Annotated in this window: 5 protein-coding genes; 4 read left to right on the top strand and 1 reads right to left on the bottom strand. The window is 35.6% G+C overall.

The window, feature by feature from the left end; translation table 11 throughout:
- The first annotated feature begins 270 nt into the window (after positions 1-270).
- The 4 genes from OZD63_RS04905 to OZD63_RS04890 all read left to right on the top strand — a co-directional run bounded on the left by OZD63_RS04905 (position 271) and on the right by OZD63_RS04890 (position 6,228).
- Positions 271-1,464, top strand: a complete 1,194-nt coding sequence (locus OZD63_RS04905) for an ankyrin repeat domain-containing protein (RefSeq protein WP_275008278.1) — start codon at positions 271-273, stop codon at positions 1,462-1,464.
- Complete coding sequence (locus tag OZD63_RS04900; protein ID WP_274979382.1) at positions 1,457-3,262, top strand: pentapeptide repeat-containing protein; 1,806 nt, start codon at positions 1,457-1,459, stop codon at positions 3,260-3,262. The genes OZD63_RS04905 and OZD63_RS04900 overlap by 8 nt, the downstream gene beginning before the upstream one ends.
- Positions 3,246-3,851, top strand: a complete 606-nt coding sequence (gmk, locus tag OZD63_RS04895) for a guanylate kinase (protein WP_065095341.1) — start codon at positions 3,246-3,248, stop codon at positions 3,849-3,851. Before OZD63_RS04900 ends, gmk begins: the two co-directional genes overlap by 17 nt.
- Positions 3,852-4,146: 295 nt before the next feature.
- Positions 4,147-6,228 (top strand): ankyrin repeat domain-containing protein, encoded by a 2,082-nt coding sequence (locus tag OZD63_RS04890; RefSeq protein ID WP_275008276.1) that lies wholly within the window; start codon positions 4,147-4,149, stop codon positions 6,226-6,228.
- On the opposite strand, the gene sdhA is transcribed toward OZD63_RS04890, so the two are convergent.
- The gene (gene sdhA, locus OZD63_RS04885) at positions 6,229-8,034 is read right to left on the bottom strand and encodes a succinate dehydrogenase flavoprotein subunit (protein ID WP_274979384.1); all 1,806 of its coding nucleotides are present in this window, start codon (positions 8,032-8,034) and stop codon (positions 6,229-6,231) included. It abuts the gene before it with no gap.
- Positions 8,035-8,537 lie beyond the last annotated feature (503 nt).

Below are 8,537 nucleotides of genomic sequence, written 5' to 3'. Positions count from 1 at the left end.
TCAGTAGCCACCAGATTTTTTCAGTTCCTATGCAACAAAGCCATCCCAGTGTCTGGGCACTGGGATGACATCCTCCCTAGCGGAGATTGCTCTCAAATCACAATGTTCGTACAGTAAGCACTGACCACTTTGCTTCAATATTTGCGATGCCCCTGAACAGATACAAAAAATCTATTGTTTTTTTATAAATTAAATCCTAAGGCATTTTTTACTGTAGATTAATCATTTGATTATAGTATCATTTTAATTAAGCTTACGCTTGGGGTATTTATGAAAAATATTTTATATTTTATATTATTAGCTGTTGTATTCGGATCACTGAGCCTATTTGCTGTAGAGCAATTTGAAGAAAAGAAAATTGAATCAGTTCATAAAAACGAAAATGTAGGTGTAAGGAAGCAAGATAGCACAAATCAAAAAGATGAGTTAAAAAGCAACGTCGATGCTAAACAAACACAAGAGGCTGAGAGCAAAAGATTAGACGGCACTACCGATAAAGAGAAACTGCAACACAACGAGAACAGAGCTTTCGTGGTTGAAAAAACTATAAGTGAAGGTGAAAGGATTGATAAAGATTTGCCAAATGACCAGCTAGAAGGAAGCACAGACAAATTTGCTCAAAATTTACCAAATGTGGCCAATAAAGAAGTGAATAAAGATTTGAAACCAGAGCCTTTGCCTTTAAGTGCTGATTTAAATGAGAATACAGCTAACCCGCAAAAAAATCTACAAGCTGATCAGAAGATTGATATAAAGGATAATGAACTTTCAAAAAGTGATGCGAGTCAATTATTAGGGGGAAAAGAAGAAAAAGTAGAGAATCAGTCTGAAGAAAAAAAAGTGAAAGAAACAAACAGTAATTCCAAGGACCGCAATAGAGTAAAACCTATAACTAAAAAAGATGAAGAAGAGCAAAGTGAAAAGAAAAGTTTACAAAAATGGACAAAGCTAAACAGAGAACCAATAAAAGAATGGGGTCATAAAGACATACAAAGCAAGTCAGTATATAAACGACAATATGATAGCCTTAATGAGCATCTTCCTACAACTGTGTTTATTGATGATTACAGTAAGCAATTTTTTTACTGCATTAAGAAGAACAACTTAACTTGCTTAAGAGGAGTAATAGGTAAGCTGGAAAAAATTGGATTAACAATTCAAGAGATACTAAGGTTTAGAAATAAATTGGGTGATACTCCTCTCACTTATTCAGTTAAACAAGGTGAGGTAGACATAGTGCGCTTTCTCTTATTACAAGGTGCTGATCTTAGAGTAGTTAACAATAATTTTCAATCCCCAATTGATATAGCAATCGAAAAAAAGCAGATCAATATAATAAATGCGATTGCCGAAATGATGCCACATCTTTTGGAGGATAGAAAAATAGACAATAAAGAAAGCTCAGCAATGTACGATTGGGCTGTGAAAACGAAAGAAATACAGTGCGATAAGCAAGATGATTAGATTTTTGATATTAATTTTAGTTGGTCATTTATGTTATGGAAACGAAACAAATGATGAAAAAAATCAGATTAGTGATTTTTTAAACGCTTTGCGTGATGCAAAATACGTATCTTACAGTAAAAAAGACTTTGCTGAATTTTTGGTGCAGTGCCACAAAGAGGGCGTGCCAGAAGATTTTAAGAAAGGTTTTGGTTCTAACTTAAATGGAGCTAATTTTAACCAACTGTACCTAAGTAAATCTGTTTTTGATGGAGTAAGTCTGATTGGTGCTGATTTTTCTAACACCGATTTATCCGACGTGTCTTTCATTGATGTTGATTTACGTGGTGCTAATTTCTCCAATGCTAATTTACATGGCATTAAAATAAAAGGTACAAATTTGAGTTTTACAAAATTTGTTTCTGCAAACTTAACAGATATCGTATTTGATCAGTCTAATGTTAGTTATGCTGATTTTATCAGTTCCGATCTCAAAAAAGTGAGTATGCACAACGTAATTGGTTTGCATACTAATTTCTCGAATGTGAAAATGAATTTCTCCAACTTATCAAACTCGAATGTTAGCCACGTAAATTTTAGTGATAGTGAAATAAACGATACTGTTATGCAGAAAAACAACCTTGATAATGCAAGTTTCTTTGGAGTGGATGCATATAAATTAAAGATACAATTTTCTTCATTAAAAAATGCTAACATATATGGTGCAGAGTTAAAAGAATCAGACTTTACAGGTAGCAATCTTTCCGCTGCCTACCTTAATTCTTCTATCATAATTAACAGTAACTTCGACGAAACTAATTTAAGCAACACACAAATTTCCTATGTGAATGACGATAATTCAAGTTTTGTTCAATCTATACTAAATGGTTCCAAGATAAAGCATACATATGTTTCTGAAGCAAATCTTCAGGATGCTGATTTATCCAATATTGATTTTAGTTTTAGTGAACTGCATCAAGTTAATGTCTCTAATGCTGACATTCGTCACGGAAAGTTTCATAATACTAAAGTTGCGAATTCTAACATGAATGGCTCATTTTTTGACCATTCACTATTCACCTCTGCGAAGATAGAAGATTCAGACCTTTCTACAACTTCAATATATAAGATAAAAATCCAAGACTCTCAAGTTTATAACAGTACACTTTCTCGCCATAATATTGGTTCCAGTGAAATAGAAAATTCAACATTCTTTAATTTATTAGCTGATAATTCGAGCTGGTCCAATTTAAAAGTAACTAATTCAAATTTTATTGAAAGCGATTTCAGATCTTCTTTGCTTCACGCTAATGCCTTTAGGAAAACTAGCTTTTTTCTTAGCAATTTGAGTAATTCAACAATTAGTGATATGTCTTTTCACTCTTCAAGCATATATAAAAGTTCAGTTGCTGATGTTCACTTAACAGGTTGCAAATTTGATAATTCAATTTTGATTGACAATCAAGGGCAGGAGAAACTCACAGGTTCAGAAAATGCTATAACTTCAATTGAAGATTTGCAAGAGAAAATATCACAGGGTGAAAAATTTAATGTAAATTATTCTTACTTTGAATTTAAGGATATGAATTTAGAAAATGCTGATTTTTCTAATTCAACATTGAGTAGAGCAAAGTTTGTAAACGTTAATTTGAATAAGGCAAATTTTGAAAAAACCGATTTGCGCTATACTGTCTTTGATAACTCTTCTCTTATTGGCACCAACTTATCAAATTCTAATTTAGAAGGTTCTAGCTTTTTAAACTCTGATCCAAAAAGCACCATGTTAAAAAATGCAAAGAAAAATGACCGTAAAAAGTGAGGGCGTATTATTGGTTCTATCCTCCCCTTCTGGAGCTGGAAAAACTACTATATCAGCAAAATTACTTGAGCAATCAACTAATTTAGTTAGGTCTGTTTCTATGACTACACGCAAGCCTCGCCCCGGCGAAATAAATGGAAAAGACTATTTTTTCGTTACCGAAGAAAAATTTCACGAGTTATGCGAAGCTGGTCAGATGCTTGAATACGCCAAAGTTTTTGAGAATTTTTATGGTATACCAAGAGATTTTATAGAGCAAAACCTGAGCAGTGGAATAAGCGTTTTACTAAGCATAGACTGGCAAGGAGCATTTCACTTATTCAAGCTCATGAGAAAAAAAGTTGTGAGTGTTTTTATACTTCCCCCTTCAATGGAAGAGCTTAGGTTGCGTTTGCAAAAGCGTAATAGTGATGATGCAAGCGAAATAGAGCGCAGATTAGCCGAAGCTCAAAAAGAGATAAGCAAACGTGATAAATATGATTATGTAATAATCAATGATGATATTGATAAAAGTGTAGAAGAGATAAGCTCCATACTAAATAAAGAAAGACTTAAAAAACTAAAAGAAAAACCAAGTCTGGAAGACTGATAAAAACATCAATTTGGATATTTGCAGCTATAGTTTCTTATCCTATTTTAGCCAATAGCACGTTTCGCAGTTTAGCTATATTTATTATTTTTTAAGACAAAATGGTTAAAATAGTAGACAACTGTTCAAGTGAGGTTTAACTATGACGGAAAATTTTCTCACAGAAATTAATTTTCTGCCTTTCCACCTATATTTTGATCACATATACAACGTTTAGCTCAATTTAAAAGTCAAACTTCTTGGTTGTTAGTTTAGTGCTGACAACTTAAATAGCTTTTAATATTGAGGTTTTAGTATGGGTATAGATATAACTGCACTAACTACTAATGCAGATAAATTAGGTGAATGCATAGATAAAAATAAAAAGCAAGAGCAGGATAGAAAAGACGAACAATTATATGGCATTATAGAGAGAAAGGTAAAAAAAGAAGAACACAAGCGTGAAAAACCGAGAGGTCAAGATGAAACCCTCAAGAAGTGTAAAAGGTTATTTGAGGAAGGTGCTAGCTCTGAAGTATTAACTAAATTAGAAGAATCACTTAGAGAACAAGAAAAATATTATAGGTATTATGTCCAATGCTTCCTTCCAGTGCTAGATAAAGCAATAGAACGATCGAAAAAAATATCAAATGAAACAAAAGAGCGAGTAAAGCAAGCAATTTCAGAAATTACTTATAATAGCAGATATTGTTTTACCCACAACCGTAGGGACAGCGAAACAGAGAGTGGCTACGGCAGTGATGTTGAAGATGATCATGAAGTAGAAATAAGCAACGAAATAACAAATAACAATGCTCTACTACTAAAAGCGATCAAAAATGGAAATAACAGGAAATTTAGAAAATATCTAAAAGATTGTACGGATATTAGCAGCATAAAAGCTGAAGAAGGGAAAAATATTTTACACCTCATTGCGTCGTTGGAAAAGAAACAGAAATGCAAGTTTCTGGGTACCCTAATAAAAACGGTCACCAAGGAAGATTTAGCACAACTTGTTGATAGTGAAAATCAGACCCCTTTTCAGGCAGCACTAATTAACAAGGTAACAAAAGAAAAACATGAGTCTCATACAATCCAAGATAACGATAACACACTTAAGTTTCTTACAAAATTGTTAGAGCATGGGGCCAGCTCTGATAATTTAGGATTATCTACAAAAAAATTACAAGACTTAAAAGAAGAGCAAAAGACATACTATCGTAATTTCTTAGAAAAATTAGCAGAGCAAGGAAAGAAATCTAAATTAAAGCCAGAAATAAGAATCAATACAGAAGCAAAAATTAAAGAAATTATACCACGTACCATAAATACTCCAGATAGTAATGATAATTATCAATTACATTTAGCAATTAAAGATAATGATAAAGAACGTTTTGAAGAGTTATTGCAAAAAGGGGCAGATATTACTGTGCAAGATAAAGATGGAAAAAATGCTCTGCACTATATTGCTTCATTCAAAGGAGAACAAAAAGTTACATGTTTGGAATTGATTTTAGGTTTAGTAAAAAATGGAACAATATCTAAAGATAAATTAGGTAAAGCTATAAATGCTAAGAATGGAGAAGGGAACACACCCCTAGAATTGGCATTAAAGAACAAAGCAGAAAAAAGAAGTATCAAACACCTATTGCAAGGAACAATTTTTGATACAGCAACTGCTTATGACAATACAACAAAATTTTGTACAATGCTGCTAGAAATAGGCGCTGATCCCTGTTCTCTGGAGCTGAAAAATCCAAAATTCCATACTAAAAAGTACTATTTAACTTTACGAGATCTAAAAGATTATTCAGGGACTCCACAGAAAGCACAGGAGAAAGCTAAAGAACTAAAAGAGAAGCTTGAAGAAAAATACCACTGTGGAACTGCTTCGAAAAAATGCAAGTCTGGCATTAAAAAGCTAGATTCTGCTATAAAGAAAACAGGATCTGCTGTAGCAGGATTCATAGATCCAGCAAAAAGGACCCGCGAATTGTTAGCAATCACGATAACGATTACTGTTATTGCAATGGTAACATTTGCTTTCTTTCAGGGTCAAATGGCAATTGGAGCAGCCATTCCTATCATAGCTACTGCTGGAGTTATATGCCTTACTTTAACTTTAGGATTTAGTGGTATTAAGAAACTTTTTGAAAAATCAACCAACAAAGCACAGGACACATTTAACGACAAAAACCGCTCTAATTCAACAACAGAGCAGAATCAAGCTTCGAAGAACCTTGTTAATAATGATCAACAGAATTTAAGGAATGAGACTAAAAATCAAGCAGTACAAGAGTCACCAAATCAATCAGAGCATACTGAGAGTCCTCCAGACACTAAAATGAGTGCCATATCAATAATGAACTCGTTGAAAAATTGTGTAGGGATAGTGTAACTAGTAAACCCTCTTCTCTGGCGCTATGAAATCAATCTCACCGCTCAGAGTTTTTTCAGCCACTTTTTTATAATCAATTTTCACGTTAATTTGCCCTTTCTTTTCTTCAAGCCACGCTATAGTGTGCTTCATCCAGTTTTTGTCATCACGTTCAGGAAAGTCTTCACGAGCATGGGCACCTCTGCTTTCCTCGCGATTAGCTGCGCATTCCATGGTAATAACCGCTTGTGGGATCATGTTAGCAAGCTCCAGTGCTTCAACTAAATCACTATTCCACATCATACTGCGATCCTCAAGTGAAATATCAGGCATCATTTTTGCTACCTTTTTTATAGCTTTTTTGCCTTCTTCTAAAACTTCAGCAACACGGAACACTGATGCGTACTTTTGCATAGTGTTCTGCATTTCGCTGCGTATTTTTGCTACTTTTAGCCCACCGGAGGCAAATCGCACTTTATTAAATCTATCTACTATCCAGTCTGTGCAGTCTGAATGCAATTTTTTATGTGGTGTACCGGATTTTACTTTCTCTCTTGCTCTGAGCGCTGCAGCTCTACCAAAAACCACAAGATCAAGAAGCGAGTTAGAACCAAGTCGATTTGCACCGTGCACAGAAACACATGCAGCTTCTCCAATTGCAAATAGTCCATCTACCACTTCTTCCTTACCTTGCTTCAGCGTGATCACTTCTCCATAATAATTGGTTGGAATGCCACCCATGTTATAGTGAACAGTCGGAATGACCGGTATTGGATCTTTAGTGACATCAACTCCAGCAAAAGTTCTTGCGGTTTCGCTGATGCCCGGCAATCTGAGTTTTATTACTTCCGGATCAAGATGCGCTATAGTTAAATACATATGATCTTTTTTTGGTCCAACCCCCCTTCCCTCTCTAATTTCAATTGTTATTGCGCGACTTACCACATCACGGGAAGCTAAATCTCTTGCTTTTGGTGCGTAACGTTCCATAAACTTCTCGCCCTGAGAATTAACGAGGTACCCCCCTTCACCACGGCATCCTTCTGTCATCAGGCACCCTGAGCCATATATTCCTGTTGGATGAAATTGTACAAATTCCATATCTTCAAGTGGTAATTCAGCCCTTACTACCATGCCATTACCATCACCTGTGCAGGTATGCGCACTTGTTGCAGAGAAATAAACACGCCCATATCCACCTGTTGCTAACACCACTCTATGCGCACGAAATCTATGTAATGTGCCGTCGCATAGCGACCAAGCAAGAACTCCGCAGCATGCTCCGGTTTCGCTATCCATAATTAAATCAATCACAAAGTATTCAACAAAAAATTCAGCGTTGAATTTAAGACACTGCTGATATAGAGTGTGAAGGATTGCATGCCCAGTCTTATCTGCTGCCGCACAAGTGCGCTGCGCTGATTTTCCTTTACCAAAGTGAGTTGTCATTCCACCAAAGGAACGCTGGTATATTTTGCCATCTTCTGTACGAGAAAAAGGTACGCCAAAATTTTCAAGTTCAATAACAGCTTTAGCAGCGTTTTTACACATATATTCTATTGCATCTTGATCACCAAGCCAGTCTGAACCTTTTATTGTGTCATATGCATGCCAGCGCCAATCGTCTTCACCGATATTACCTAAAGCTGCACTAATTCCGCCTTGTGCTGCAACTGTATGACTTCGTGTAGGGAAAATTTTAGAAATGCAGGCAACTGAAAAATTAGTTGCAGCCATCCCAAGCGTTGCTCTGAGCCCTGCTCCACCTGCACCTACTACTACCACGTCATACTCATGTTCTATGATCTCATACGCTGACTTATCCATATTTACTTATTTTATCATTACAGGCTTATGATATCACAGAAGTAGAAAAAATCTATACAAGTTTTCTATAGTTAAGACGTCATGCCGCCGCGGCGCTAACAAGTAGCGGGATGACGGTTGTCGGGGTGTCATGAAAGTAGCTGACACTTGGGGTCTATGTTTTTTCTGGTCACACGTACAGCTGTACGAACATTGTGCTACTAGTAGGGTGTCATGCCAGTGCTTGACACTGGCATCCAGGAATTTTATTAAGTTGGTGAGTATAAAAGTAGCTGTTTTATGTTAAAATACGACGTTTTCGATGAGATTATATGGAAAACTGGATTCCAGTGTCAAGCACTGGAATGACATCACAGAGGCACTGGAATGACGCCTCTCTTGGGCTCTTTTAGCTATAAACATTAAGAAATTTACCAAACGAAAAAAAAGGCGAAAGAAGCCCCGTGGTTATTATCCGCTTTAAAATATTGGCGTTTTTTATGTTTTAAACGCTTGACAAGCGA

It is taken from the genome of Wolbachia endosymbiont of Drosophila leontia, assembly GCF_028981785.1.
GTDB classification, from domain to species: domain Bacteria; phylum Pseudomonadota; class Alphaproteobacteria; order Rickettsiales; family Anaplasmataceae; genus Wolbachia; species Wolbachia pipientis.
Note: the sequence above shows the minus strand (reverse complement) of the source record. Positions and strands in the feature narration are given on the sequence as shown.

Excerpts from the sequence above, each read along its gene's own strand:
- OZD63_RS04905 (WP_275008278.1), top strand. The coding sequence starts at position 271 with ATGAAAAATATTTTATATTTTATATTATTAGCTGTTGTATTCGGATCA.
- OZD63_RS04900 (WP_274979382.1), top strand. The coding sequence starts at position 1,457 with ATGATTAGATTTTTGATATTAATTTTAGTTGGTCATTTATGTTATGGA.
- gmk (WP_065095341.1), top strand. The coding sequence starts at position 3,246 with ATGACCGTAAAAAGTGAGGGCGTATTATTGGTTCTATCCTCCCCTTCT.
- OZD63_RS04890 (WP_275008276.1), top strand. The coding sequence starts at position 4,147 with ATGGGTATAGATATAACTGCACTAACTACTAATGCAGATAAATTAGGT.
- sdhA (WP_274979384.1), bottom strand. The coding sequence starts at position 8,034 with ATGGATAAGTCAGCGTATGAGATCATAGAACATGAGTATGACGTGGTA.